Source organism: Mycobacterium sp. Root265, assembly GCF_001428895.1.
Taxonomy (GTDB): domain Bacteria; phylum Actinomycetota; class Actinomycetes; order Mycobacteriales; family Mycobacteriaceae; genus Mycobacterium.
The window spans coordinates 63,785-89,827 of sequence record NZ_LMJA01000006.1 but is presented as its reverse complement, the minus strand read 5'-3'; the positions used below and the strand labels follow the sequence as shown (position 1 = coordinate 89,827).

Here is a 26,043-nt window from a genome sequence, read left to right as displayed (position 1 = left end):
GCGGTCCGCGTCGTCGCGGCCGTTGTTCTGCTCCCCGGTACTGTGGCAACGCCATGAAACTGCGTCCCTCCCAACCCTCCGGTGAGCTGCTCGGACCGCTGGCCGAGCGGATCGGAGTGCTCGCGGTGAGCGCCCACACCCGGGTGACCGGTGTGACATTGCGCAGCCAGGACGTCCGGCCCGGGGACCTGTTCGCCGCGCTACCGGGGGCATCGGCACACGGAGCTCGATTCGCCGCCGACGCCGTGGCCGCCGGTGCGCTGGCCGTGCTGACCGATCCGGCCGGTGCCGAACAGCTGCCCGCCGACCTGGATGCCGCGGTGCTAGTGCATCCCGAACCGCGGGCGGTGCTCGGCGCGCTCGCCGCCGATGTCTACGGTCATCCGTCCCGGACGCTGCGCGTCATCGGTGTCACCGGAACGTCGGGCAAGACGACCACCACCTATCTGGTCGAGGCGGGCCTTCGGGCCGCCGGTCGGACCGTGGGCCTGATCGGCACCGTCGGCATACGCATCGACGGACGCGACGAGCCCAGCTCACTGACCACACCGGAGGCCCCCGACCTGCAGGCGCTGCTGGCGGTGATGCTGGAACGCGGCGTGGACACGGTGGTGATGGAGGTGTCCAGCCATGCGTTGACGCTGGGCCGCGTCGACGGGACGGTCTTCGAGGCCGGCGGTTTCACCAACCTCTCCCGCGACCACCTCGACTTCCATCCGACGATGGAGGACTACCTGGACGCCAAGGCCCGGCTGTTCGAACCCGCGGCGCCCACCCATGCCGCGCACGCGGTGGTCTGCGTCGACGATGACTGGGGCCGCCAGATCGCGGAGCGGTCCCGATCGCCGGTGCGGGTCAGTGCCGGCGGCGCGGACGCCGACTGGGGGATCGACGCGGTGCGCGCGGTCGGGCAGGGCGGCCAGGAGTTCGTCGCCGTCGACCCCGCCGGGGTGCACCACACCCTGCAGATCGCCCTGCCGGGGCGCTACAACATCGCCAACGCGCTGCTCGCGGTGGCACTGCTCGACGTGGTCGGGGTGTCGCCGGAGCAGAGCGCCCCCGGTCTGCGTGCCGCGGCGGTGCCGGGCCGGCTGGAGATCGTCGACCGCGGTCAGGACTTCCTGGCGCTCGTCGACTACGCCCATAAGCCGGGTGCGCTGGAGGCGGTGCTGCAGACATTGCGCGACCAGGAGCCCGGCGCCCGGATCGCCGTGGTGTTCGGCGCCGGCGGCAACCGTGACGTGGGCAAGCGCGAACCGATGGGCCGGGTCGGCGCCGAACTGGCCGACCTCGTGGTCGTCACCGATGACAACCCGCGCGATGAGGACCCGGCGGCCATCCGGGCCGCCGTGCTGGCCGGTACCACCGGCCGGACCGCCGAGGTCGTCGAGATCGGGGACCGCCGCGCGGCCATCGACCACGCCGTGGCCTGGGCGCGCACCGGAGATGTGGTGCTGATCGCCGGAAAGGGCCACGAATCCGGGCAGACCAGCGGTGGCGTCACCCGTCCGTTCGACGATCGGGTAGAGCTCGCCGACGCGCTGACCGCCCTCGGGCGGACCCGATGATCGCGATGACGCTGGCCCGGGTCGCCGAGATCGTCGGTGGCGAGCTGGCCGATATCACCGAGGCCGAGGCCGAAACCGTCCGGATCACCGGCACCGTCGAGTTCGATTCGCGGGCGATCACCCCCGGCGGGCTGTTCCTGGCCTTGCCGGGCGCCCGCTCCGATGGCCATGATTTCGCGGCTGGGGCCATCGCCTCGGGCGCGGTGGCGGTGCTCGCCGCCCGCCCGGTCGGCGTGCCTGCCGTCGTGGTGCCCGCCGTCGCGGCCGCCGACACCGCGTCGGGTGCACTGGAGCACGATGACGCGGCCGGGTCGGGCGCCGCGGTGCTCGCCGCGCTGGCCAAGCTGGCCTCCGCGGTGGCCGCCGAGTTGGTGGCGGGCGGACTGCGCATCATCGGTGTCACCGGGTCGTCGGGAAAGACCTCGACCAAGGATCTTCTGGCTGCGGTGCTGGCGCCGCTCGGCGAGGTGGTGGCCCCACCGGGTTCGTTCAACAACGAGCTCGGCCATCCGTGGACCGTGCTGCGCTCCACCGCCGAGACCGACTTCCTCATCCTGGAGATGTCGGCACGCCATCCCGGCAATATCGCGGCACTGGCCTCCATCGCGACACCGTCGATCGGGGTGGTGCTGAACGTCGGCACCGCCCATCTCGGCGAGTTCGGCTCGCGCGAGATCATTGCGGCGACCAAATCAGAACTGCCGCAAGCTGTTCCGGAGTCCGGGGTGGTCGTGCTCAACGCCGACGACTCGGCGGTCGCCGCGATGGCCGAGAAGACCCGGGCCCGGGTGGTGCGGGTGTCACGCGGTTCGGGCGCCGATGTCTGGTCGAGTGCGGAGTCCCTGGACGAGCTGGCGCGCCCGCGCTTCACGCTGCACGCCGGCGACGGTGCGGTCGACGTCGCGCTGGCCGTGCACGGCGAACACCAGGTGTCCAACGCGCTGTGCGCGGCCGCGGTCGCGCTGGAATGCGGGGCGACCCTGCAGCAGGTGGCCGACGCCCTCGCCGCGGCCGGTCCGGTCTCGGCGCGCCGGATGCATGTCAGCACCCGCGCCGATGGCGTCACCATCATCAACGACGCCTACAACGCCAACCCGGATTCGATGACGGCCGGGCTGAAAGCGCTGGCCTGGATGGCGCGTGAGGCCGTCACGACCACCGGCCGAAAACGGCGTAGCTGGGCTGTCCTGGGCGAGATGGGCGAACTCGGGGACGACGCGATATCCGAACACGATCGCATCGGCAGGTTCGCCGTGCGCTTAGATGTGTCTCGTCTGATTGTCGTGGGAACCGGGAGACCGATGAACGCCATGCTCCAGGGGGCGGTGATGGAAGGCTCATGGGGCAGTGAGGCGGTGCTGGTTCCCGACGCCGACGCCGCACTGGATTTGCTGAGGGCCGAACTGGCCGAGGGGGATGTTGTACTTGTGAAGGCCTCGAACGCCGCCGGACTCGGCGCGCTCGCCGACCTGCTCGCCGAGCAGGGGGGTCAGTAGCGGTGAAGCAGGTCCTTTTCGCGGTCGCCATCGCGCTCGCGGTGTCGATCATCCTGACGCCGGTGCTGATCCGGCTGTTCACCAAGCAGGGATTCGGCCAGGAGATCCGTGAGGACGGTCCACCCAGCCATCAGAAGAAGCGCGGCACGCCGTCGATGGGCGGGGTGGCGATCATCAGCGGCATCTGGGCCGGTTACCTGGGCACCCACCTGGTGGGCCTGGCCTTCGACGGCGAAGGGCCCTCGGCCTCCGGTGTGCTGGTGCTCGGCCTGGCCACCGCGCTGGCCATTGTCGGCTTCATCGACGACTCGATCAAGATCCGCCGGTCCCGCAACCTGGGCCTGAACAAGACGGCCAAGACCGTCGGGCAACTGTCCGCTGCGGTGCTGTTCGGCGTGCTGGTGCTGCAGTTCAGCAATGCCGAGGGGTTGACGCCGGGCAGCGCGCAGCTGTCCTACGTGCGCGAGATCGCCACCGTCACGCTGGCCCCGCTGGTGTTCGTGGTGTTCGTGGTGGTGCTCGTCAGCGCCTGGTCCAACGCGGTGAACCTGACCGACGGGCTCGACGGGCTGGCCGCGGGCGCGATGGCGATGGTCAGCGCCGCCTACGTGCTCATCACCTTCTGGCAGTACCGCAATGCGTGTGCGACCAGCCCGGGACTCGGCTGCTACAACGTGCGTGACCCGCTCGATCTCGCGCTGGTGGCCGCCGCGACGGCGGGCGCCTGCATCGGCTTCCTGTGGTGGAACGCGGCCCCGGCCAAGATCTTCATGGGGGACACCGGGTCGCTGGCGCTGGGCGGCATCATCGCTGGGCTGTCGGTGACCAGTCGCACCGAGATCCTGGCCGTGGTGCTGGGTGCGCTCTTCGTCGCCGAGGTGACCTCGGTGGTGGTGCAGATCCTGGCGTTCCGGACCACCGGGCGCCGGGTGTTCCGGATGGCGCCGTTCCACCACCACTTCGAACTGGTGGGCTGGGCGGAGACCACGGTGATCATCCGGTTCTGGCTGCTCACCGCGATCGCGTGTGGTCTGGGTGTGGCGCTGTTCTACGGCGAATGGCTTTCGATCGTCGGCGCTTAGGCGCCGCGGTGCGGCCGGCGTCGGCGCTTAGGCGCCGCGGTGCGGCCGGCGTCGGCGCTTAGCCGCTCAGTCGTGGCGATTTCGCCGAGACACCTGAAACGACTGCTTTTGCCGCCGTCACGGCGGCCGCTTTGCGTTTCCTGGATTAGCTGACCACCGTCAATCGGACCGTTACCGCGACACGCCCCAGATATCCGCGCCCTCCGGCGCGGGACGGGGGAGGATTCTGGGGTGCAGGGGACTACTGGGGCTGGCGTGACGCCTGTGACTCTTGTGAGTGGCGGGTGAACAATCTTCTGACCGCGGCGCGGTCGCGGTTGCGCCGTCCCGGGAAGTCCGACACGAAGGCCACGTCCGACACGAAGGCCACGTCCGACACGGCGACCGCCGCCAAGAAACCCGCCACCGTCGCCGCCGCCGAACAACCGCGTACCCGGTTCGGTGCCTGGCTGAGCCGGCCGATGACGTCGTTCCACCTCATCATCGCGGTGGCATCCATCCTGGTCACGCTCGGACTGATCATGGTGCTGTCCGCATCGGGGGTCTATTCGTATGACTCCGGCGGCTCACCGTGGACGGTGTTCCTGAAGCAGGTGGTGTGGACCCTGGTCGGCCTGGTGGCCTTCTACATCGCGTTGCGCATGCCGATCAGGATCATGCGCAGGCTGGCGTTGCCCGCGTTCGTGTTCACCATCATCCTGCTTGTCCTGGTGCTCATCCCCGGAATCGGCAAGATCGCCAACGGTTCCCGTGGCTGGTTCGTGTTCGGCGGGTTTTCCATGCAGCCGTCGGAGCTGGCCAAGATGGCCTTCGCCATCTGGGGTGCGCACCTGCTGGCCGCCCGCCGGATGGAGCAGGCGACGCTGCGCCAGATGCTGGTGCCCCTGTTGCCCGCCGCGGGGCTGGCGCTGACCCTGATCTTCATGCAGCCCGACCTCGGGCAGTCGGTGTCACTGAGCATCATCCTGCTCGGCCTGCTCTGGTACGCAGGTCTGCCGCTGAAGTTGTTCGTCAGCACGGTGTCCGGCGCGGTGATCGCCGCCGGCATCCTCGCGGTGTCCGCCGGGTACCGCTCGGCCCGCGTGCAATCCTGGCTCAACCCGATGGCGGACGGCCAGGGCTCGGGATACCAGGCCCGCCAAGCCCGCTACGCGCTGGCCAACGGCGGATTGTTCGGCGACGGCCTGGGACAGGGCACCGCCAAGTACAACTACCTGCCCAACGCCCACAACGACTTCATCTTCGCCATCATCGGCGAGGAACTCGGCTACATCGGTGCCGCCGGCGTGTTGTGCCTGTTCGGCCTGTTCGCCTACACCGGGATGCGGATCGCCCGCCGCTCCGCCGATCCGTTCCTGCGTCTGCTCACCGCCACGGTGACGCTGTGGGTGATCGGTCAGGCCTTCATCAACGTCGGCTACGTGGTGGGCCTGCTGCCGGTGACCGGCCTGCAGCTGCCCCTGATCTCCGCCGGCGGCACCTCCACGGCGACAACGATGCTCATCCTCGGCGTGATCACCAACGCGGCCAGACACGAACCCGAGGCGGTGGCCGCGCTGCGCGCCGGCCGCGATGACCGCGTCACCCGGTTGCTGCGGCTGCCGCCGCCGGTGCCGTATGTGCCCAGCCGCCTCGAAGTGGCCCGCGACCGGCTGCGCACCAAGGAGGCCAAGACCCCTGGCAAGGCCGTCAAGAAGGCACCGGCAAAGGCCAAGACCAAGCAGCCCCGCAAGGCCCCGGCGGCCGACCCACGCCGCACTGCCCAACCGGGCGAACGGGCGGCACGGCGCGCAGGGCATCATGGAGACGGCCGAAACGGCCGCCAGGGGCGTGGCCAACAGGGACGTGCCCGGTCATTGGAAGGTCAGCGTTACGGGTGAGCACGATATCGGTCGTTCTGGCGGGGGGCGGCACGGCGGGACACGTCGAACCCGCGATGGCCGTGGCCGATGCACTGACCGAGTTGGACCCACAGGTACGGATCACCGCGCTGGGCACTGCGCGCGGCCTGGAAACCCGCCTGGTCCCTGAGCGCGGCTACGACCTGCAGCTCATCACCCCGGTGCCACTGCCACGCAAGCCGTCGGCCGATCTGTTGCGGCTGCCGCTGCGGGTGCGCACCGCGGTCCGGCAGACCAGAGCGGTGTTCGACTCGGTGGATGTCGACGTCGTCATCGGTTTCGGCGGCTACGTCTCGGTGCCCGCCTACCTCGCCGCCCGGCCCGGCCTGCGCCGGTCCCGGGTGCCCGTGGTGATCCACGAGGCCAACGCCAGCGCCGGCTGGGCCAACCGCCTGGGCGCGCGTTCCGCGCAGCGGGTGCTGGCCGCGACACCGGATCCGGGCCTCGGCGCCGTCGAGGTGGTCGGGGTGCCGGTGCGCGCCAGCATCACCGCACTGGACCGCGCCGCCCTGCGCGCGCAGGCGCGAGCCGCGTTCGGCTTCGCCGAGGACGCCCGCGTGCTGCTGGTGTTCGGGGGATCCCAGGGCGCGCAGTCGATCAACCGTGCGGTCTCCGGCGCGGCGGGCGCACTTGCCGCCAAGGGTATTTCGGTGCTGCACGCACATGGTCCGAAGAACACCCTCGAGCTGCCCGAACCTTCGGGGCCGCCCTATGTCGCGGTGCCCTACCTGGACCGGATGGACCTGGCCTACGCCGCCGCCGATCTGGCCATCTGCCGGTCGGGCGCGATGACGGTGGCCGAGGTCAGCGCCATCGGCCTGCCCGCCGTCTACGTCCCACTGCCCATCGGCAACGGCGAACAACGCCTCAATGCGCTGCCGGTGGTCGACGCCGGCGGCGGTCTGCTGATCGATGACGCCGACCTGTCACCGTCCCTGATCGCCGACACCGTGGCCTCGGTGCTGGCCGATCCCGACCGCCTGCAGCAGATGACGGCGGCCGCCGCGCTGGCCGGGCACCGCGACGCCGCCCGCCGGGTGGCCGAGGTGGCGCTGGAGGTGGCGCGCCAGTTCCGCGCGAACCGAAAGTCAGTGCGGTGAAAGGGTTACCGCCGGAGCTGCAGCGCGTGCACATGGTGGGCATCGGCGGTGCCGGGATGTCCGGTATCGCCCGCATCCTGCTCGACCGCGGGGGGCAGGTCTCGGGCTCGGATGCCAAGGAGTCCCGGGGTGTCGCGGCGCTGCGGGCCCGTGGCGCCGTGATCCGGATCGGGCACGACGGTTCGGCGCTGGACATGCTCGACGGCGGTCCGACCGCGGTGGTGACCACGCACGCGGCGATCCCGAAGACCAATCCCGAACTCGTCGAGGCGCGCCGCCGGGGTATCCCGGTGATCCTGCGCCCGGTGGTGCTGGCCAAACTGATGGCCGGTGACACCACGCTGATGGTCACCGGGACGGCCGGCAAGACGACCACGACCTCGATGCTGATCGTGGCGTTACAGCACAGCGGATTCGACCCGTCGTTCGCCGTCGGCGGGGATCTCGGCGCGGCCGGCACCAACGCGCACCACGGCAGCGGCGCCTACTTCGTCGCCGAGGCCGACGAGAGCGACGGATCGCTGGTGCAGTACCAGCCCGATATCGCCGTGGTGACCAATATCGAGGCCGACCATCTCGACTTCTTCGGCAGCGAGCAGGCCTATGTCGACGTGTTCGACGCCTTCATGGAGCGCCTGACGCCCGGCGGCGCCCTGGTTGCCTGCGTCGATGATCCAGGCGCCGCCGCACTCGCCGGACGCACTGCGGCCCTGGGTATCCGGGTGCTGCGTTACGGCAGTGCCGGCGATGACCTGGCCGGAGCCCTGCTGGACTGGGAGCAACACGGCACCAGCGCGGTGGCGACGGTGCAGTTGGCGGGGGAGAGCGGCCCGCGGACCATGCGGCTGTCGGTGCCCGGCCGGCACATGGCGCTCAATGCGCTGGGCGCGCTGCTGGCTGCGATGCAGGCCGGCGCCGATCCCGACGTCGTGCTCGACGCGCTGGCCGAGTTCGAGGGTGTGCGCCGCCGGTTCGAACTGGTCGGTGTGGCGGCCGAGGTCAAGGTGTTCGACGATTACGCCCATCATCCGACGAAGGTGTCGGCCGCGTTGTCCGCGGTGCGCACGCTGGCCGCCGAATCGCAGGGCCGCGCCATCGTCGTCTTCCAGCCGCATCTGTATTCGCGCACACAGACTTTCGCGCGCGAGTTCGGCGCGGCGCTGAGTGCGGCCGATGAGGTGTTCGTGTTGGACGTCTTCGCGGCGCGCGAGCAGCCGATCGCCGGAATCAGCGGGCGCAGCATCGCCGAGCATGTCAGCGTGCCGGTGCACTACGTGCCGGATTTCTCGGCGGTCGCCGAGAAGGTGGCGGCCGCTGCCGGACCGGGTGACGTGGTGGTGACGATGGGCGCCGGCGATGTCACCCTGCTGGGCCGCGAGATCCTGGACGCCGTGACTGCGCGTGCCGACCGGGCGGCGCGCTAGATGACCGGCCCGGCCGACGGGCAGGACGAGCCCGAAACCACCTCGGCTGACGGGGTAGCCGCCGACGAGACGGCAGCGCCCGTCGAGGACGCCCCGCCCGCCGCGGACACCGAGTCTCCCGAGCAGGGCGCCGAGCCCGACGAGGACTTCGAGGGGCCGCGCCGCCGCGCCCGGCGGGAACGCGAGGAACGCCGCACCGCGCAGGCACGCGCCATGGCCATCGAGCAGAACCGTCGCGAGGCCAAGCGGCGCGCCTTCGGGCGCACCGAGGAACAGCCGGCACCGAACAGTCGCGGGGTGATCCGCGGTCTGAAGGTGCTGATGTGGTCGGCGTTGCTCGCCGTGCTGATCGTCGGCGCCGGCCTGCTGCTGTACTTCACGCCGATCATGTCGGCGCGCGCGACCGTGGTCACCGGCCTGACCGCCCTCACCGAGGAGGAGATCCGGCAGGCCGCGGCCGTGCCGTCGGGGACACCCTTGCTGCAGGTCAACACCGATGCGGTGGCCGAGCGGGTGGCCTCCATCCGGCGGGTGGCCAGCGCCCGGGTGCAGCGCGAGTACCCCTCAACGCTGCGTATCACCGTCGAGGAGCGGATTCCGTTGGTGGTCAAGGACTATCCCGACGGTCCGCACCTGTTCGACAAGGACGGCGTCGATTTCGTGACCGCCCCGCCGCCGCCCGGCCTGCCCTATATCGACACCGAGGCACCGGGGCCCAGCGATCCGGCGACCGAGGCGGCCCTCGAGGTGCTCACCTCACTGCCGCCGGAGGTGGCGGGTCAGGTGAGCCGGGTCGAGGCGCCCTCGGTGGCGGCCATCACACTGATCCTGTTCGACGGCCGGAAAGTGGTGTGGGGCACCACCGATCGCACCCAGGAGAAGGCGCTCAAGTTGGCGGCGCTGCTCACCCAGCCCGGGCAGGTCTACGACGTCTCCAGCCCGGATCTGCCGACCGTCAAGTAGGACACGCCGCGCGCGGCAAGAGGACACGGCGCGCAGAGCCAGAGAAATTGTCGCGTCGTGTCGGCGCGCCTGCAGTGTTCCTGCGCCGGGTCGCCCTACCGTTCTGTTTGCGCGGAACTACTTGACATAACTCTAAGCCTATGGTTGAGGTTGAGGGTTTCGCACACCGACATCGATACTTCAGGGCAGGAAAGGGCGACCCGCGATGACCCCCCCGCATAACTACCTCGCCGTTATCAAGGTGGTCGGCATCGGCGGCGGCGGCGTCAACGCCGTCAACCGGATGATCGAACAAGGCCTGAAGGGAGTGGAGTTCATTGCCATCAACACCGACGCTCAGGCGTTGTTGATGAGCGATGCCGACGTCAAGCTCGACGTCGGTCGCGACTCCACCCGTGGCCTTGGCGCCGGCGCCGACCCCGAGGTCGGCCGCAAGGCCGCCGAAGACGCCAAGGACGATATCGAGGAACTGATCCGCGGCGCGGACATGGTCTTCGTGACCGCAGGAGAAGGCGGCGGCACCGGCACCGGTGGCGCACCCGTGGTCGCCAGCATTGCGCGCAAGATGGGTGCGTTGACCGTCGGCGTCGTGACGCGGCCGTTCTCCTTCGAGGGCAAGCGCCGGTCCAACCAGGCCGAGACCGGGATCACCGCGCTGCGCGAAAGCTGCGACACCCTGATCGTCATCCCCAATGACCGGCTGCTGCAGATGGGCGACGCCGCCGTCTCGCTGATGGACGCGTTCCGCAGCGCCGACGAGGTGCTGCTCAACGGCGTCCAGGGCATCACCGACCTGATCACCACCCCGGGTCTGATCAACGTCGACTTCGCCGACGTCAAGGGTGTGATGAGTGGCGCGGGCACTGCCTTGATGGGTATCGGCTCGGCCCGCGGAGACGGACGCGCGCTCAAGGCCGCCGAGATCGCCATCAACTCCCCGCTGCTGGAAGCCTCGATGGAGGGCGCGCAGGGCGTGCTGCTGTCGGTGGCCGGTGGCAGCGACCTCGGACTGTTCGAGATCAACGAGGCCGCCTCGCTGGTGCAGGAAGCCGCCCACGCCGAGGCCAACATCATCTTCGGCACCGTGATCGACGATTCCCTGGGCGACGAGGTCCGGGTCACCGTCATCGCCGCCGGATTCGACACCACGGGCCCCAGCCGCAAACCCGTTGTCGGTGAAGGCGCCGCCGGCGTGACTCCCGGTACGGCCGGCAAGGTGCGCTCCAGCGTGTTCGAGCCCGCCGACGCCATGTCGGTCCCGGTGCACACCAACGGCGCGACGGTGAAGATCGGCGGTCCGGACGACGGTGGCATCTCCGACGACGACGTCGACGTGCCGCCGTTCATGCGCCACTGATCCGTCGTGCCCGTTCGGGTTCGGCGCGTGACCACCACCCGCGCGGGCGGAGTATCGGCACGTCCGTTCGACACATTCAATCTCGGCGACCACGTCGGCGATGACCCGGCCGCGGTGGCTGCCAACCGGAAACGGTTGGCGACCGCGATCGGTCTGGCCGAGGACGCCGTGGTCTGGATGAATCAGGTGCATTCGGCCAATGTCGTGGTGGTCGACGGCCCGCAAGACGCCGTCGTCGACCAGACCGATGCGCTGGTGAGCACCACCCGCGGGCTGGCGCTGGCCGTGGTGACCGCGGACTGTGTCCCGGTGCTGCTGGCCGATGCGCGAGCCGGGGTCATCGGCGCCGCGCACGCGGGCCGGGTGGGGGCCCAGATCGGGATCGTGCCCCGCACCGTGGAGGAAATGGTGAAGGCGGGCGCTTCCGTCGCCGATATCTCGGTGCTGTTGGGTCCCGCGGTGAGCGGGCGCAACTATGAGGTACCCGCGGAGATGGCCGCCGAGGTGGACGCCGTACTGCCGGGCAGTCGCTGCCGCACCGCCAAGGGCACCCCCGGCCTGGACATCCGCGCCGGGCTCGCCCGACAGCTCACGAATCTGGGGGTCAAGGCCATCGATATCGATCGCCGCTGCACCGTCGAGGACACCGCGCTGTTCAGTCATCGCCGCGATGCTCCGACCGGGCGCCTGGCGTCCTTGGTGTGGATGGAATGAGCACTCACCGCGATGTCGAACTGGCCGGGTCGCTGGCCGCGGTGCGGACCCGGCTGGCCCATGCCGCCGAGGCCGCCGGCCGACCGGTGCGCGATATCGACCTGCTCCCGATCACGAAGTTCTTCCCCGCCTCCGATGTCGTCATCCTGCGGCGATTGGGCTGTACCGAGTTCGGCGAGTCGCGGGAGCAGGAAGCCGCCCGCAAGGTCGCCGATCTGCGCTCCGCGTTTCCCTCCGACGAGATCCGCTGGCACATGGTCGGCCACATCCAGCGCAACAAGGCGCGCGCGATTGCCCGCTGGGCCTATGCCGCACATTCGGTGGACAGTGCCCGGCTGATCGCCGCGCTCGGGGGAGGCGCCGAGCAGGAGTTGGACGGCGGAGGGCGCACCCGGCCGCTACGGGTCTATCTGCAGATCAGTCTCGACGGCGATCCCGATCGTGGCGGGGTGGATGTGAACAAGCCGGACCTCATCGACGAGCTATGTGCCGCAACACATGCCATCGACGCACTGGAGTTCGCGGGGTTGATGGGTATCCCACCGCTGAACTGGGAAGCCGAGGACGCGTTCGCGCGGCTGCAGGCCGAACGCGACCGGGTACAGCGGTCCTTCACCCATCCGCTGGGGCTTTCGGCGGGGATGTCGGGGGATATGGAGACGGCCGTCCGATACGGATCCACGTGTGTGCGTGTCGGAACCGCGTTGATGGGGCAACGTCCTCTAACGTCACCCTGAGTAGTCACTCCAGTCACATCTTCATCACAGACAACACAGACACAAGTCGTTAAAGGGGCAGGCGATGAGCACTCTGCACAAGGTCAAGGCCTACTTCGGTATGGCGCCGATGGACGATTACGACGATGAGTACTACGACGACGAGCGTGGGCCGCGTGCGTACCCGCGGCGCGGCGCCGAAGAGCGTTTCGAGGACGAGGGTTACGGCCGCGAGCCCCGGGCGTTCGACGACCGGGTTCCGGCCCGCGAGTACGAGGACGTCCCCGGCGCGTACCGCGGCGGCTACGGCGATGCCCCGCGCTTCGAGGGCCGGCTGCGCGCACCGCGTGAGTTCGACCGCCCGGCACCGCGTTTCGCAGGCGCGCCGACCCGTGGCGCGCTTGCCATGGAACCGCGCCGGATGGCCGAACTGTTCGAGGCCGGTAGCCCGCTCGCCAAGATCACCACGCTGCGTCCCAAGGATTACAGCGAGGCGCGCACCATCGGTGAGCGTTTCCGCGACGGCACCCCGGTGATCATGGACCTGGTGTCGATGGACAACGCCGACGCCAAGCGGCTGGTCGACTTCGCCGCCGGCCTGGCGTTCGCGCTGCGCGGCTCCTTCGACAAGGTCGCCACCAAGGTCTTCCTGCTCTCGCCTGCCGATATCGACGTCAGCGCCGACGAGCGCCGCCGAATCGCCGAAGCGGGCTTCTACTCCTACCAGTAGAGCCATCAGCAGTGGCGACGCTGCGTCTCTCAGGTCGTCTCGGCCCGCCAGGTAGGCTGACGTCCTGGGATCGCATGCTCGTCCCATCTGCTCAATGTCCCTAGTACCTGCCCGTCTGTGTATGCAGTAGTGAGGTCGGCTTCAGTTGTCGATGGTCTTTCAAATCCTGGGTTTTGTGCTGTTCGTCTTCTGGCTGCTGCTGATCGCCCGGGTCGTTGTCGAATTCATCCGGTCGTTCAGTCGTGACTGGCAGCCGAAGGGTGCCACCGTGGTGGTGCTCGAGCTCATCCTCAGCGTCACCGATCCGCCGGTGAAGCTGCTGCGCCGGATCATCCCGCAGCTCACCATCGGCGCGGTGCGATTCGATCTGTCGATCATGGTGTTGTTGCTGGTCGCGTTCATCGGGATGCAGCTGGCATTCGGTGCCGCTGCCAGCGCCACGATCTGACCGCGATCGTCTCCGCATGTCGCCCCGAACATTGAAATTCGCTCTTAATTATGAGCCTCCGGTGCAACCGTAGAGTCTGCTGTGACAGGATGGACGCCAGTTACTTCTACTGACGCTCTACACTTCGAAACCGGTTGACGGTCCAGACTTCAAGGGGGCAGACAATGCCGCTCACTCCAGCCGACGTTCACAACGTCGCATTCAGTAAGCCGCCGATCGGCAAGCGCGGCTACAACGAGGACGAGGTAGACGCCTTCCTCGACCTGGTCGAGAACGAGCTGACCAGGCTCATCGAGGAGAATGCCGACCTGCGTCAGCGGGTGTCCGAGCTCGACTCGGAGCTGGCCGGTGCACGTTCCGGCGGCGGCATCCAGGCGACTCAGACGATCCCGCCCTATCAGGCCCCGCAGCCCGAGCCGGAGCCCGAGCCGGTCCAGCCGGTGTACGAGGCCCCCGCGCCCGTCGCACCGGTGGCGCAGCAGGCCCCGGTCTCCGAGGATTCGCATCTGCGGGCGGCCAAGGTGCTCAGCCTGGCCCAGGACACCGCGGACCGCCTGACCGGCACGGCCAAGGCCGAGTCGGACAAGCTGCTCGCCGATGCCCGCGCCCAGGCCGACGCCCTGGTCAGCGAGGCGCGCAGCACCGCCGAGACGACTGTGGCGGACGCTCGCGCCAAGGCCGACGCCCTGCTGTCCGATGCCCAGACCCGCTCCGAGACGCAGTTGCGTCAGGCGCAGGAGAAGGCCGACGCCCTGCAGGCCGACGCCGAGCGCAAGCACTCGGAGATCATGGGCACCATCAACCAGCAGCGCACCGTGCTGGAAGGTCGCCTCGAGCAGCTGCGCACCTTCGAGCGCGAGTACCGCACCCGCCTCAAGACCTACCTGGAATCTCAGCTCGAAGAGCTGGGCCAGCGTGGTTCGGCGGCACCGGTCGATTCCGCTGCCGGTAACGAGGGTGGCGGCTTCAACCAGTTCAACCGGGGTAACAACTGACCGGCTCAGCACCGGTTAAGTTCGTCCCATGCTGATCATCGCGCTCGTTCTAGCTGTCATCGGTCTGGTCGCCCTGGTGGCCGCCGTCGTCACCAGCAATGAGCTGATCGCCTGGGTCTGCATCGGGGCCAGCGTCATCGGCGTGTTGTTGCTCATCGCCGATGCGCTGCGTTCCCGGCGCGACGGCGACCCCGACGTCGATGCCGCCGATGCGGACGAGGACGAGCAAGGTGTCCAGGACTATCCCGAGGAGCCGGAAGTGACAGAGCCCGATCGCCACGACTCCGAGGCCGTGGACGCTGATACCGAGGTCGCCGGGGTCACCGACGCCGACGACAACGACAACGAGTCCGGCGGCGCCGTCGAGATCTCGCCCGACCCCGAGGACACCCCGAAGAGCTAGCGGTGTCCGGCCAGTAGCGCGCGTACCTCGTCGTCGCTGGTCTGGGTGAAATCGTCGTAGGCCTGCCCCACCGCGCGGAAGTCCGGCGGGGCATCGACACAGATCAACTCGTCGACCTCGTCATCGATCAGGTGGCATGCCGTGCGGGATGCCACCGGCACCGCCACCACCACGGCGGCGGCCCCCGCCGCGCGAACGGCCCGGACCGCGGCGAGCATGCTCGCGCCGGTGGCGATGCCGTCGTCGACCAGAATCACGGTGCGTCCGGCCAGATCCGGTGCCTGCTGGACACCGTAGGCCGCCTCGCGGCGGCGCAACTCCACCCGCTCGGCTTCGATGACCTCCTGCAGCTGGTCCTCGGTGATCGCCTGACTGCGGATCAGATCCGCGTTGCGCACCACCGCGCCGCCGGTGGCCAATGCCCCCATCGCCAGCTCGGGCCAGTGCGGCAAGCCGAGCTTGCGGACCAAAAAGGCATCGAAGGGAAGGCCGAGCGCGGCCGCGACCTCGAAACCGACCGGGACGCCGCCCCGGGCCAGACCGAGCACCACGGTCGCCGTCGCGCCGCGGTGATGCGCGAGCGCGGTGGCCAGCGAGCGCCCCGCTGCGCGTCGATTCGGAAACCGGATGCCCGTTTCGTTCACAGGATCTGGGGTACCCCCCGGCCCGCAGGGTCCAACCAGGAACGGAAGTCCATGGGTATCGAGTACGACAGCATCGTCGACCATCCGATTGACGAGGTCTTCGCCTGGCACACCCGGCCCGGGGCGATGCGGCGGCTGGTACCGCCGTGGCAGCCGATGACGGTGATCGCCGAGACCGACTCGCTGGCCGACGGACAGGCCATACTCGGGCTGCCCGGCGGACTGCGCTGGGTGGCCCAGCACGAACCCGCGGAGTTCGACCCGCCGCACCGGTTCGTCGACACGCTCGCCACCGACGGCCCGGCCTCCTGGCCGGCCCGGGTGATCGGCACCTGGCGGCACACCCACGAGTACGCCGAGGCGGGCGCCGGCACCCGGGTATACGACCGGATCGACGCGGTGGTGCCCGCGGCGGCGTTGCGCCCGATGTTCGTTTACCGGCACACCCAGCTGGCCGAGGACCTCGCCGCGCACCGTGCGGCCGGTCTGGCGCCGATGGTGATCGCCGTGACCGGCGCCAGCGGTCTGGTCGGTGATGCGCTGACCGCGTTCCTGAGCACCGGTGCTCACCGGGTCATCCGGCTGGTGCGTGGCACACCGGCGGGATCGGATGAGCGCCACTGGGATCCGGACAACCCGGCTCCGGACCTGTTGGCCGGCGTGGACGCCGTCGTGCACCTGGCCGGGGCCTCGATCGCGGGGCGGTTCACCGACTCGCACCGGGCGGCCATCCGGGACAGCCGGATCGGGCCCACCCGCAAGCTCGCCGAGGCCGCTGCGAGTGTCGTCGACGGCCCGAAGATCTTCGTCAGTGCCTCGGCCGTCGGCTATTACGGATACGCGTGCGGCGACTCGCTGCTCACCGAGGACGCCACCCGGGGCGACGGGTTCCTCGCCGAGGTGGTGGCCGACTGGGAGGCCGCGACCGAGCCCGCCGCGGCCGCCGGTCTGCGCGTCGTCAACGTGCGCACCGGTGTAGTGCAATCGGCGCGCGGCGGCACCCTGCGACTGATGCGCCCGCTGTTCGCCGCCGGTCTGGGTGGCCGGTTGGGCAGCGGCACCCAGTGGCTGTCCTGGATCGGCATCGACGATCTGCTCGACGTCTACCATCGCGCGCTGTATGACGACCGGCTGACCGGGCCGGTGAACGCCGTGGCGCCAGAACCGGTGCGCAACAACGACTACACCGCCGCGCTGGGCAGGGTGCTGCACCGGCCGACGCTGCTTCCGGTGCCCTCTTTCGGTCCGAAGCTACTGCTGGGCGCGCAGGGCGCCCAGGAACTCGCCGAAGCCGATCAGCGGGTGATACCGGCCAAGCTCAACGGGCTGGGGCACACCTTCCGCCGCCCCGTCATCGACGCGGCGTTGGCTCACGAACTGGGGCACGGCTGACGGGCCGTATAGGTCAGGAACCCTCGGACCAGGCGTCTGATCCGCCGCGCCGCGTCGTCGTGTAATTCGGCTGTGCGGGCGCGTAATTCGTCGTGGGTGCGGCCGGCCAGCGTGGCCTCCCCGGCCTCGCGGTCATCATCGAGCCAGAGTTCGAGCAGGGCCGGATCCAGTTCGGGGTGGAACTGCAACCCCACCGACCGGCCGAGTGTGAAGGCCTGGGATGCGCCCGGGGTCCGCCCGATCTCGGTGGCACCCGGAGGTAGCGTCCAGCGGTCGAAATGCCATTCGAACCACGGGCCTGCCGGGATCACCTCATGCTGATCGGATTCCAGTTCGTACCAGCCGATCTCGGGGGTCTCCGAGCGGAAGACACTGCCGCCGAAGGCCTGCGCCAGCAGCTGCCCGCCGAAGCAGACGCCGAGGGTGGGGATGCCCGCGACCGCGGCCTCGCGGACCAGTTCGGTCTCCGCGCCGACCCAAGTGGACTTCAGCGCCTCGTCGTACACCGGCCAGCGTGCTCCCAGCGGAACGATGACGTCGAAGGCGGTGGGGTCGGGAAAGCTGACGGCCACCGCCGGGTCGGCGGTCCGCGACAACGGCACGACTTCGAAGGTCTGCACGTCGTAGCCGGCGTCGGTGAATGCCTCGCCGAGCATCGCCTCGGTCGCGATGGGGTCGTTGTAGAGGAACAGAACTGTCGGTGCCACCCGACAAATCTACTTCGGAGTACCCGGTGGTGTCGGGGGAGCGTCGTCGGGAGCGAGCTCGGCGCCCACCGTGCGGAACAGCGTCTCGGCCTCGTTGGGGTAGCCGCCGGTGTCGTCGAACGCGTCGGGCAGATAGGTGAGCGCGATGGCGATCGCGATCTTCTTCGAAGGCAGGTACGCGGCGACGCCGGCCTGCCCGGCGAACAACGGGTTCTGCAGCAGCCAGCCACCGGAGATGACGATGCCGAGCCCGTAGGTGTAGCCCTCGGTCTGCGGCGCGCAGGTGGGGCAGCCCGGCAGGGTTGTGGTCTTTCCGCGCAGGTCCGGTGCGGTCATCGTCTGATAGGACTCGCGGGTCAGCAGCCTGCCCGAGCCGATGGCGGCGGCGCCGGCTTCCATGTCGTAGATGTTCGTGGTCTGCACGGCTCCGTGTGTGATCGTCCAGGACGGGTTCCAGAAGGTGGATTCCTCGTAAAACGCTGTGCCGCTGGCAATGCCGAGCGTCTCCCGGCGCTCGGAGGTGAAGGCGTGCAGCGCGGGCGCGGGAATCTCGGCGGTGAACGAGTTGGCGGTGTTCGTCAGTCCGAGCGGGCCGAGCACCTCATCGTCGAGCAGGTCCGCCATAGCGCGCCCGGTCGCCTTCTCCAGTGCCAGCCCGAGCAGCACGTAGTTGGTGTGGGCGTAATTCCAGTTGGTGCCGGGCGGGTAGTGCAGCGGCTTGGCGGTCGCGAACCGCAGCAGATCCTCGGGTTCCCATCGTCGGAAGGGATTGTCGTAGAAGGCTTTCTGAAATTCCTCGTTACCGATCACGTAGTCGGCGTACCCGGAGGTCATCTGGGCGAGCTGGCCCAGGGTCGCCTGGTCGGCGTGCGGGGTGTCGGGCAGCCAGGTCGACAGCGTGTCATCGAGGCTCACCGTGCCCTGCTCGACCAGCTTCAGCAGCAACGTGGCCACATAGGAGATCGCCACCGCGCCGTTGCGGAAGTGCATGGTGGGGGTGGCGGGCACGCCCGTCATGGACTCACCGAAGGCGCGGGTCAGGACCTCCTGTCCGTCCTCGGTGACCCGGATGATGACGGCCTTGAGGTGGCCCCGGGCCATCACCGCCTCCACGATGCGGGTCACCGCGTCGGCCACGGCGGGATCGTTGCGCGCCGGGCCGGGTGATTCGCCCGCCCCTGCCGAGCACCCGGTCAACACGACAAGGGTGAGCAGTGCCCCGAGGGCACGCCGGGTAGCCGTCATCCGCGGATCGTGGCACACCGCTGCCTGCAGCATCGGCTTATGGTTGTCACCCGGCGAGGGCGTACTCCATGGGCAGGGCGGCCGGGCCGCTGATACCGGTGAGCGGACGCCACGGCACCGCGCCGACGATGTGTGCGTCCGGCATGGCCTGGGTGATGGCCACCAATGCCTCCACCAGCTCGAGCCGGGCCAGATGCACGCCCAGGCAGTAGTGCACGCCGCCGCCGAAGGTCAGCATGGCCGGCGCGCCCTCCCTGGTGATGTCGAGCCGGTCCGGCTCGGGGTAGATGGCCGGATCCCGGTTGGCGGCAGCGGTATTGGCCACCACGAGGGTGCCTGCCGGGATGAGGTAGCCGGCCAGTTCGACATCCTGCAGGGTCTCGCGGATGGTGCTGAAGACCACCGGTGTGTGGCGCATGAGTTCTTCGACGGCGTGCGCGGCCAGTTCCGGATGGCCCGCCAGCAGCGACCACTGCTGGGGATGCTCGCACAGCACCTGCACCGCGGCCGCGAGCTGATTGCGGGTGGTGTCGGTGCCTGCGATCAGGATGCCGCCGGCCAGCATCAGCAGCTCGGTGTGGGTCAGCCGGTCACCGTCGCATTCGGCGCGGATCAGATCCGACAACAGGTCATCGGTGAGCGTCTCCGTGCGTCGGTGCACCATGGCGTCCACATAGCCGTCCAGCGCATCCCAGGCGCGTTCCACGACCGGTGCCTGGTCGCCGAGATTCCAGCTGAACATCTTGAAGATGTCATCGGTCCACGCGGAGAACAGTCCCCAGTCCTCGCGGGGTGCGCCCAGCAGCGCGCAGATGATCGGGATCGGGTACTGCCTGGCGATGTCGGCGACCATATCGCAGCGACCGGCATCGGTCCGGGCGATCAGATCGTTGATGACTTCCACGCAGATGGGGCGTAGGCGGGCCGCCGATTTCGGGGTGAACGCCCGCGCCACCAGCTTGCGCAGTCGGGTGTGCGGAGCCCCGTGGAGGCTGAGCAGGTTGCTGATCGCGCGATCCCACAGCGGGCCCGAGGTGATGCCCTGGTTGGCCAGGAACAGCCCCTCGGGCACCCGGAACCGGTCGTCGCGCAGCACCGCGCGCACCAGGTTGTAGTCCAGGATCTCCGGCCCGTGCGCGCCGATGGCGATCGGCGCCTGTCGGTGCGCGGCACCGATCGCGGCGTGCGCTGCCGCGGAACTCGGCAACTGTTCGTAGCTCAGGGTCGGCAGATCGGCGTCGAAGACGTCGCGGCCGGTGGTATCGGCAGCAGTCATGGGCCCAGTGTGGATCCCCCGGACCGGGATCGACCGAGTAGAGCGGTACCCGGTTTCAGCCCGCGGTGCGGTAACGGCGCTCCGGGCGGCCCGCCCCGTACTGCAGACGCAGTTCCAGCACCCCGGCGGCCAGATAATGCTCCAGGTAGCGCCGGGCGCTCACCCGTGAGATACCGACCAGGTCGGCGCATTCTGCGGCCGACACCTCGTCGGCCGTGCGTACCGCGTCGAGCACCAACCGTCCCGTCTCGGCGCCCAGCCCCTTGGGCAGGGCGTCCGGTGCGGCAGCGGCGGCGGGGCCGCCGAACAGTGCGTCGATCATCGACTGGTCCGCCCCTCGGTCGGAGGCCAGCGCGTCGGCGCGGGCTGCGAACGCGGCCAGCTTGGCCGCCAACTGGTCGAACTCGAACGGTTTGATCAGATAGTCGGCCGCGCCGCCGTCGAGCGCGCCTCGGACGGTGTCGAGTTCGCGGGCGGCGGTGATCATGATGACGCCGACGCGATCGCCTTCGGCGCGCAGCCGGTGCAGCACCTCCAGACCCGTCATATCGGGCAGGTACACATCCAGCAGGATCAGCTGCGGACGGTGAGCTGCTGCCGCCGCGAGCGCTTCCGCGCCGGTGCGGGCCACCGCCACCGGCTGGAAGCCCTCGATGCGCTCCACGAAGCGGCGGTGGATCTCGGCCACCATGAAATCGTCGTCGACGATCAGCACATCACGCACGGGCTGACTCGCTGCTTCCGCGTCGCTCCGCTCGCCCCGCCGCCAGTGCCGACTCCGGCAACCGCACCACGAACGACGCCCCGCCGCCGGGTGCGTCGTCGATCTCGGCGTGCCCGCCGTGCTGGGCGGTCACCAGCCGAACCAGGGCCAACCCGATACCGCGTTTCTCTGCCGGCCCACCCGGGCCCTCGGGCTTGGAGGTGACACCGCGGGCGAACACCAGTTCCCGAAGCTCCTGCGGCACACCGGGACCCGAATCGGTCACCGCCATCAGCAGGCCGTCGGCGTCATCGACGCGGACGGTGACCTGGGCGCGCTCGGAGCCCACCGAGACGTCGACGGCATTGTCGATCAGATTGCCCAGCACGGTGATCGCGTCGGTGGCCAGCGCCGGCGGCAGCGCGCGCAGATGGCTGTCGTTGTCCAGCGTCAGGGTCACCCCGCTCTCGGCGGCCAGCGATGTCTTGGCGATCAGCAGTGCCGCCACCGCCGGGTCGGAAACCCGTTGGGTGACAGCATCGTTGATCTCGGCGCGGCGCCGGGTCAGGGTGCCCACCAGGTCGTGCACCGCGTCGAACTCGCCCAGCTGGACCAGCCCGGAGATGGTGTGCAGCTGATTGGCGAACTCATGGGTCTGGGCTCGAAGGGTATCGGTCACACTGCGGTGGGAGGACAACTGTGCCTGCAGGGCCGCCAGTTCGGTGCTGTCGCGCATCGTGGTCACCGTACCGATACGTCGGCCTTGGCTGCTGGCCGCGCGCCGGTTGAGCGCCAGCACCCGGCTGCCGGTGGCGATCACCACATCATTCTCGCCTTCGCCGGAGAGCAGGAAATCCACCACGGCCTGCTCCAGGCCGATGTCGTCGGCGCGCCGGCCGACGGTGTCGGCCCCGACCCCCAGCAATTCCTGGGCGCTGTCGTTGAGCACCGTGATCTCCCCGTCGGTGTTCACCGCCACCACCCCCTCCCGGATGCTGTGCAGCAGTGCTTCCCGATGATCGGCCAGGCCGGCGATCTCGGCGACCTCCAGTCCGCGGGTGTGCCGCTTGATCCGCCGCGACAACAACCACGAGGCCACCATCCCGAGCACGGCGCCCAGCCCCAGATAGATGAGCAGGCGTTCGCCGGCGCCGCTGAAAAGCTGCCACACCGAGGGATAGCCCTCGCTGACCGAGGCGACCGCCAGCACCTCGCCGTCGCTGGACAGGATCGGGACCTGCCCGATGAGGCTGTGTACCCCGGCCACGTCGGCGTCACCGAACCAGGCCCGGCCCTCGTCGGCCCGGCTGGGACCCAGATCGGTCTGCGCCCCGATGCGGGACGGATCCGAGGAGGCCCGCACCGTGCCGTCGGGGCCGAGGATCTCGGCCAGGCTCGCGCCGGACAGCGCCACCGCCCGGTCGACCTCGGGCGCCAGAAATTTCTCGGCGAACGGGTCGGAGAACCGGTCCCGCACGATCGGGGTCGACGCCATGTTCTCGGCGACGGCGATCATCCGCAGACCGCGCACCTCGCGGAACTCGCTGGTCGACTGCGCCACCGACACCGCGGCCACGGCGACGAGCACCACCGCCACGACGACCAGCTGAAACGCCAGGAACTGCCCGGCGAGGCTGCGGCTCCAGCTCGTGTTCTTAATGACCAATACTTCCTTTGCGTCCATATCAGTGACCTGAGTCACTGCCGGGGTCCAGTATTGCTGAGCATCACAAACAAGTGATTGGGGACGACATGTTCGAACGGGGTCGGGTGACCACAGGCGTGGTCATCGCCGTGATCGCCGCGCTTCTGCTTTCCGCGTGCGGGGTCACCCGCGGCGAGGAGACCGGTCTGCACCGCCTGCGCATGATGGTGCCCAACAGCCCGGGTGGTGGTTACGACCTCACCGCGCGCACCGCGGTCAAGATCATGGAGGACGACGACATCACCGGTCGCGTCGAGGTGTTCAACGTGATCGGCGCCGGTGGCACCGTCGCGATGGCGCGCCTGATGAACGAGCGCGGTAACGGCGACCTGATGATGATGATGGGCCTCGGTGTGGTCGGCGCGGTCTTCACCAACGGATCCACCGCCCGCGCCTCGGATGCTACCGCGCTGGCCAAGGTGGTCGAGGAGCAGGAAGGCATCCTGGTGCCCGCCGATTCGCCGTTCAAGACGGTGCAGGATTTCGTCGACGCGTGGAAGGCCGACCCGGCAAAGGTCACCGTCGGCGGGGGTTCGAATCCCGGCGGTCCGGACCACCTGTTCCCGATGGAGACAGCCAAGGCGGTCGGTCTGGACCCGACCAAGGTCAACTTCATCTCCTATGACGGCGGCGGCGATCTGCTGACTGCTCTGCTGGGCAACAAGATCGCGGCAGGCACCTCGGGTCTGGGTGAATACGTCGACCAGATCGAGGCCGGCCAGGTGCGGGTGCTCGCGGTGTCCGGAGACGAGCGGGTCGAGGGGGTCGATGCGCCGACGCTCAAGGAGGCAGGCATCGACCTGACGTTCACCAACTGGCGCGGAGTTCTTGCGCCGCCGGGAATTTCCGAGGACGACCGGGCGGCGATGGTCAAGATCCTGGAAGAGCTGCACGCAACCGACGCATGGAAGGAGGCGCTGGTGAAGAACGGGTGGACGGATGCCTTCATGACCGGCCCCGCATTCGAGGAGTTCCTCGCCGAGCAGGATCGCCGTGTCGAGACGACGCTGACGGATCTGGGGCTGGTGTGAGTACCGAAGTGGACGCGGCCGAGAAGTCCCGGCCCGATTACGCGCAGTACGTCGTCTGTGCGGTGATGGTCGCCGTCGGCGCCTTCCTGCTCTATGACGCGCTGAACATGCCGGGCGGCTACGCCGAGGTGGATCCCGTTGGGCCGCGCTTCTTTCCGATCGTCATCGGTGCGGGTCTGCTGGTGATGGCGGTCATCCTGGCCATCGCGATCCCGCGTGGCCTCAAGGGTGAGGCCGACGCCGGCGAGGACATCGATCCGGACATGCCCAGTGACTGGCGCACCGTCGGGATGCTGGTCGGACTGTTCGTCATGCTCATCGTGCTGGTGAACCCGCTCGGGTGGGCCATCACCAGTGCGCTGTTCTTCGCCGGCTGCGCCACTGTGCTGGGCAGCAGGCATTACGTGCGCAACATCGCGATCGGCGTCGTGCTGGCGCTGGCCAGTTTCTACGCGTTCTACTCCGGGCTCGGAATCCCGCTGCCCGCAGGCATCTTGGATGGGATTCTGTAGATGGAGAATTTCGACTGGCTCCTGCAGGGGTTCGCCGAGGCGGCGACCCCGATGAATCTGGTGTACGCCGCGATCGGCGTGCTGCTGGGTACCGCGGTCGGTGTGCTTCCCGGTATCGGGCCGGCGATGACGGTGGCGCTGCTGCTGCCGATCACCTATAACGTCAGCCCGAGTGCGGCGTTCATCATGTTCGCCGGCATCTTCTACGGCGGTATGTACGGCGGTTCGACGACCTCGATCCTGCTGAACACGCCCGGTGAATCGTCGTCGGTGATCACCGCGATCGAGGGCAACAAGATGGCCAAGGCCGGCCGCGCCGCGCAGGCGCTGGCCACCGCCGCCATCGGTTCGTTCGTGGCCGGCGCCATCGGCACCGTGCTGCTGGCGGCCTTCGCGCCCGCGGTATCCCGGTTCGCGGTCACCCTCGGTGCGCCGTCCTACCTGGCGATCATGCTGTTCGCGCTGGTCGCGGTGACCGCGGTGCTGGGTTCCTCGAAGATGCGCGGGCTGATCTCGCTGCTGCTGGGTCTGGCGATCGGCATCGTCGGCATCGATTCGCTGACCGGTCAGCCGCGCGCCACCTTCGGGGTGCCGCTGCTGGCCGACGGTATCGACATCGTGGTGATCGCGGTCGCGGTGTTCGCGGTCGGTGAGGCACTGTGGGTGGCCGCGCATCTGCGCCGGCGTCCCGCCGATGTCATCCCGGTCGGGCGGCCGTGGATGGGCAAGAGCGATTGGAAGCGGTCGTGGAAGCCGTGGCTGCGCGGTACCGCGTACGGCTTCCCGTTCGGTGCGCTGCCCGCCGGTGGCGCCGAGCTGCCGACGTTCCTGAGCTACATCACCGAGAAGAAGCTGAGCAAGCATCCCGAGGAGTTCGGCAAGGGCGCCATCGAGGGCGTCGCCGGGCCGGAGGCGGCCAACAATGCTTCGGCCGCAGGCACTCTGGTACCGATGCTGTCGCTGGGTCTGCCGACCAACGCGACGGCCGCCGTGATGCTGACGGCGTTCGTGTCCTACGGCATCCAGCCCGGTCCCACCCTGTTCGACAAGGAACCGCTGCTGATCTGGACACTGATCGCGAGCCTGTTCATCGGCAACTTCATGCTGCTGGCGCTGAACCTTCCGCTGGCGCCGCTGTGGGCCAAGCTGCTGCGCACGCCGCGACCGTATCTGTACGCGGGCATCCTGTTCTTCGCCGCGCTCGGTGCGTTCGCGGTCAACCTGCAGCCGCTGGATCTGTTGCTGCTGTTGGTCTTCGGGTTGATGGGTCTGATGATGCGGCGGTTCGGACTTCCGGTGCTGCCGTTGATCATCGGTGTCATCCTCGGTCCGCGGATCGAACGGCAACTGCGCCAGAGCCTGCAGCTGGGCGGTGGCGAATGGGGCAGCCTGTTCACCGAGCCGGTCGCGATCGTCACCTATGTGCTGATGGCGCTGCTGCTGCTCGCTCCGCTGGTGCTGCGGTTGTTCCACCGCAGCGAGGAGACGCTGCTGATCGTCGAGGACGATAAGGACCAGAAGGAAAAGGCGGGCCAGGCATGATCGTCATCGGATACACCGCCGACCAGTTCGGTCATGCGGCGCTCGAACACGGGATCGCCGAGGCCAAGCTGCGCAACACCAGCCTGCTGGTCATCAACTCGACATCGGGTGAGTCCTACGTGGATTCGCGGTTCGCCAGCGGGACGCAGGTGCAGGACGTCGAGACCCGGCTGGCGGAATGCGGGGTGCCGTTCGAGCTCGCCCAGCCGGTCGGGGTCGACGCCGTCGAAGAGCTGCTGACCACGATGGACCGCCCGGAGGCTGAACTGCTGGTCGTCGGTATCCGGCACCGCAGCCCGGTGGGCAAGCTGCTGCTCGGCAGCGTCGCGCAGAAGCTGATCCTGGAATGCCCGAAACCCGTTCTGGCGGTGAAGCCCTCCGAGTTCTGA

At 69.1% G+C, this 26,043-nt stretch carries 25 protein-coding genes; 19 read left to right on the top strand and 6 right to left on the bottom strand.

The window, feature by feature from the left end; translation table 11 throughout:
* The first annotated feature begins 53 nt into the window (after nt 1-53).
* From ASE48_RS08545 to ASE48_RS08480, 14 genes are all read left to right on the top strand, one after another.
* Nucleotides 54-1,568 (top strand): UDP-N-acetylmuramoyl-L-alanyl-D-glutamate--2,6-diaminopimelate ligase, encoded by a 1,515-nt coding sequence (locus ASE48_RS08545; protein ID WP_057166636.1) that lies wholly within the window; start codon nt 54-56, stop codon nt 1,566-1,568.
* Complete coding sequence (locus tag ASE48_RS08540) at nt 1,565-3,064, top strand: UDP-N-acetylmuramoyl-tripeptide--D-alanyl-D-alanine ligase (protein ID WP_057166635.1); 1,500 nt, start codon at nt 1,565-1,567, stop codon at nt 3,062-3,064. Before ASE48_RS08545 ends, ASE48_RS08540 begins: the two co-directional genes overlap by 4 nt.
* Nucleotides 3,065-3,066: 2 nt before the next feature.
* Complete coding sequence (gene mraY, locus ASE48_RS08535; RefSeq protein WP_057166634.1) at nt 3,067-4,146, top strand: phospho-N-acetylmuramoyl-pentapeptide-transferase; 1,080 nt, start codon at nt 3,067-3,069, stop codon at nt 4,144-4,146.
* 284 nt (nt 4,147-4,430) lie between these two features.
* Nucleotides 4,431-6,026 carry a putative lipid II flippase FtsW gene (gene ftsW, locus ASE48_RS08530; RefSeq protein WP_057166633.1) on the top strand — a complete coding sequence of 532 codons (1,596 nt, stop codon included), beginning with the start codon at nt 4,431-4,433 and terminating at the stop codon, nt 6,024-6,026.
* 56 nt (nt 6,027-6,082) lie between these two features.
* Entirely contained in the window at nt 6,083-7,147 is a 1,065-nt protein-coding gene (murG, locus tag ASE48_RS08525) for an undecaprenyldiphospho-muramoylpentapeptide beta-N-acetylglucosaminyltransferase (RefSeq protein WP_235570951.1), read from the top strand.
* 32 nt (nt 7,148-7,179) lie between these two features.
* Entirely contained in the window at nt 7,180-8,571 is a 1,392-nt protein-coding gene (murC, locus tag ASE48_RS08520; RefSeq protein WP_057166698.1) for a UDP-N-acetylmuramate--L-alanine ligase, read from the top strand.
* A complete protein-coding gene (locus ASE48_RS08515; protein ID WP_057166631.1) occupies nt 8,572-9,534 on the top strand; it encodes a cell division protein FtsQ/DivIB in 963 nt (320 codons plus the stop codon).
* A 205-nt stretch (nt 9,535-9,739) separates the two neighbouring features.
* Entirely contained in the window at nt 9,740-10,891 is a 1,152-nt protein-coding gene (ftsZ, locus tag ASE48_RS08510; RefSeq protein WP_057166630.1) for a cell division protein FtsZ, read from the top strand.
* 6 nt (nt 10,892-10,897) lie between these two features.
* Nucleotides 10,898-11,605, top strand: coding sequence for a peptidoglycan editing factor PgeF (pgeF, locus tag ASE48_RS08505; protein WP_057166629.1), 708 nt, complete (start codon nt 10,898-10,900; stop codon nt 11,603-11,605).
* On the top strand, nt 11,602-12,342 hold the full coding sequence (locus ASE48_RS08500) for a YggS family pyridoxal phosphate-dependent enzyme (RefSeq protein ID WP_057166628.1): 741 nt from the start codon (nt 11,602-11,604) through the stop codon (nt 12,340-12,342). Before pgeF ends, ASE48_RS08500 begins: the two co-directional genes overlap by 4 nt.
* A gap of 64 nt (nt 12,343-12,406) precedes the next feature.
* Nucleotides 12,407-13,051 (top strand): cell division protein SepF, encoded by a 645-nt coding sequence (locus tag ASE48_RS08495; protein WP_057166627.1) that lies wholly within the window; start codon nt 12,407-12,409, stop codon nt 13,049-13,051.
* A 145-nt stretch (nt 13,052-13,196) separates the two neighbouring features.
* Nucleotides 13,197-13,499, top strand: coding sequence for a YggT family protein (locus ASE48_RS08490; protein ID WP_057166626.1), 303 nt, complete (start codon nt 13,197-13,199; stop codon nt 13,497-13,499).
* A 164-nt stretch (nt 13,500-13,663) separates the two neighbouring features.
* Entirely contained in the window at nt 13,664-14,494 is an 831-nt protein-coding gene (gene wag31 / locus ASE48_RS08485) for a DivIVA-like cell division protein Wag31 (protein WP_057166625.1), read from the top strand.
* A gap of 28 nt (nt 14,495-14,522) precedes the next feature.
* Nucleotides 14,523-14,897, top strand: a complete 375-nt coding sequence (locus ASE48_RS08480; protein ID WP_057166624.1) for a hypothetical protein — start codon at nt 14,523-14,525, stop codon at nt 14,895-14,897.
* Here the strand turns inward: ASE48_RS08480 and ASE48_RS08475 are convergent.
* Nucleotides 14,894-15,541: a phosphoribosyltransferase gene (locus ASE48_RS08475; protein ID WP_235570945.1), complete on the bottom strand. Its 648-nt coding sequence runs from the start codon at nt 15,539-15,541 to the stop codon at nt 14,894-14,896. The genes ASE48_RS08480 and ASE48_RS08475 overlap by 4 nt on opposite strands.
* Nucleotides 15,542-15,592: 51 nt before the next feature.
* On the opposite strand from ASE48_RS08475, the gene ASE48_RS08470 reads away from it, so the two are divergent.
* Nucleotides 15,593-16,933 (top strand): TIGR01777 family oxidoreductase, encoded by a 1,341-nt coding sequence (locus ASE48_RS08470; protein WP_057166623.1) that lies wholly within the window; start codon nt 15,593-15,595, stop codon nt 16,931-16,933.
* Here ASE48_RS08470 and ASE48_RS08465 read toward each other — a convergent pair.
* Genes ASE48_RS08465 through ASE48_RS08445 form a run of 5 tightly spaced genes read right to left on the bottom strand, consistent with a single transcriptional unit; the run spans nt 16,912 to nt 22,548 of the window.
* Nucleotides 16,912-17,640 carry a type 1 glutamine amidotransferase gene (locus tag ASE48_RS08465; RefSeq protein ID WP_156409112.1) on the bottom strand — a complete coding sequence of 243 codons (729 nt, stop codon included), beginning with the start codon at nt 17,638-17,640 and terminating at the stop codon, nt 16,912-16,914. The genes ASE48_RS08470 and ASE48_RS08465 overlap by 22 nt on opposite strands.
* A 9-nt stretch (nt 17,641-17,649) precedes the next feature.
* Nucleotides 17,650-18,885: a serine hydrolase domain-containing protein gene (locus tag ASE48_RS08460; RefSeq protein ID WP_057166695.1), complete on the bottom strand. Its 1,236-nt coding sequence runs from the start codon at nt 18,883-18,885 to the stop codon at nt 17,650-17,652.
* A gap of 46 nt (nt 18,886-18,931) precedes the next feature.
* The gene (locus ASE48_RS08455; protein WP_057166622.1) at nt 18,932-20,161 is read right to left on the bottom strand and encodes a cytochrome P450; all 1,230 of its coding nucleotides are present in this window, start codon (nt 20,159-20,161) and stop codon (nt 18,932-18,934) included.
* 55 nt (nt 20,162-20,216) lie between these two features.
* A complete protein-coding gene (locus tag ASE48_RS08450) occupies nt 20,217-20,885 on the bottom strand; it encodes a response regulator (protein ID WP_057166621.1) in 669 nt (222 codons plus the stop codon).
* Nucleotides 20,878-22,548, bottom strand: coding sequence for a sensor histidine kinase (locus tag ASE48_RS08445; protein WP_057166620.1), 1,671 nt, complete (start codon nt 22,546-22,548; stop codon nt 20,878-20,880). Before ASE48_RS08445 ends, ASE48_RS08450 begins: the two co-directional genes overlap by 8 nt.
* A gap of 68 nt (nt 22,549-22,616) precedes the next feature.
* Between ASE48_RS08445 and ASE48_RS08440 the strand changes: the two genes are divergently transcribed.
* The 4 genes from ASE48_RS08440 to ASE48_RS08425 are packed head-to-tail and all read left to right on the top strand — an operon-like array spanning nt 22,617 to nt 26,043.
* Nucleotides 22,617-23,600, top strand: a complete 984-nt coding sequence (locus tag ASE48_RS08440) for a Bug family tripartite tricarboxylate transporter substrate binding protein (RefSeq protein ID WP_057166619.1) — start codon at nt 22,617-22,619, stop codon at nt 23,598-23,600.
* A complete protein-coding gene (locus ASE48_RS08435) occupies nt 23,597-24,112 on the top strand; it encodes a tripartite tricarboxylate transporter TctB family protein (protein ID WP_057166618.1) in 516 nt (171 codons plus the stop codon). The genes ASE48_RS08440 and ASE48_RS08435 overlap by 4 nt, the downstream gene beginning before the upstream one ends.
* A complete protein-coding gene (locus tag ASE48_RS08430) occupies nt 24,113-25,654 on the top strand; it encodes a tripartite tricarboxylate transporter permease (protein WP_057166617.1) in 1,542 nt (513 codons plus the stop codon).
* Complete coding sequence (locus tag ASE48_RS08425; RefSeq protein ID WP_057166616.1) at nt 25,651-26,043, top strand: universal stress protein; 393 nt, start codon at nt 25,651-25,653, stop codon at nt 26,041-26,043. Before ASE48_RS08430 ends, ASE48_RS08425 begins: the two co-directional genes overlap by 4 nt.

Excerpts from the sequence above, each read along its gene's own strand:
- ASE48_RS08430 (WP_057166617.1), top strand. The coding sequence starts at position 24,113 with ATGGAGAATTTCGACTGGCTCCTGCAGGGGTTCGCCGAGGCGGCGACC.
- ASE48_RS08460 (WP_057166695.1), bottom strand. The coding sequence starts at position 18,885 with ATGACGGCTACCCGGCGTGCCCTCGGGGCACTGCTCACCCTTGTCGTG.
- murC (WP_057166698.1), top strand. The coding sequence starts at position 7,180 with ATGGTGGGCATCGGCGGTGCCGGGATGTCCGGTATCGCCCGCATCCTG.
- ftsZ (WP_057166630.1), top strand. The coding sequence starts at position 9,740 with ATGACCCCCCCGCATAACTACCTCGCCGTTATCAAGGTGGTCGGCATC.
- ASE48_RS08480 (WP_057166624.1), top strand. The coding sequence starts at position 14,523 with ATGCTGATCATCGCGCTCGTTCTAGCTGTCATCGGTCTGGTCGCCCTG.
- ASE48_RS08515 (WP_057166631.1), top strand. The coding sequence starts at position 8,572 with ATGACCGGCCCGGCCGACGGGCAGGACGAGCCCGAAACCACCTCGGCT.
- ASE48_RS08495 (WP_057166627.1), top strand. The coding sequence starts at position 12,407 with ATGAGCACTCTGCACAAGGTCAAGGCCTACTTCGGTATGGCGCCGATG.
- ASE48_RS08440 (WP_057166619.1), top strand. The coding sequence starts at position 22,617 with ATGTTCGAACGGGGTCGGGTGACCACAGGCGTGGTCATCGCCGTGATC.
- ASE48_RS08445 (WP_057166620.1), bottom strand. The coding sequence starts at position 22,548 with ATGGACGCAAAGGAAGTATTGGTCATTAAGAACACGAGCTGGAGCCGC.
- murG (WP_235570951.1), top strand. The coding sequence starts at position 6,083 with ATGGCCGTGGCCGATGCACTGACCGAGTTGGACCCACAGGTACGGATC.
- ASE48_RS08540 (WP_057166635.1), top strand. The coding sequence starts at position 1,565 with ATGATCGCGATGACGCTGGCCCGGGTCGCCGAGATCGTCGGTGGCGAG.
- ASE48_RS08470 (WP_057166623.1), top strand. The coding sequence starts at position 15,593 with ATGGGTATCGAGTACGACAGCATCGTCGACCATCCGATTGACGAGGTC.
- ASE48_RS08425 (WP_057166616.1), top strand. The coding sequence starts at position 25,651 with ATGATCGTCATCGGATACACCGCCGACCAGTTCGGTCATGCGGCGCTC.
- ASE48_RS08500 (WP_057166628.1), top strand. The coding sequence starts at position 11,602 with ATGAGCACTCACCGCGATGTCGAACTGGCCGGGTCGCTGGCCGCGGTG.
- ASE48_RS08545 (WP_057166636.1), top strand. The coding sequence starts at position 54 with ATGAAACTGCGTCCCTCCCAACCCTCCGGTGAGCTGCTCGGACCGCTG.
- wag31 (WP_057166625.1), top strand. The coding sequence starts at position 13,664 with ATGCCGCTCACTCCAGCCGACGTTCACAACGTCGCATTCAGTAAGCCG.
- ASE48_RS08455 (WP_057166622.1), bottom strand. The coding sequence starts at position 20,161 with ATGACTGCTGCCGATACCACCGGCCGCGACGTCTTCGACGCCGATCTG.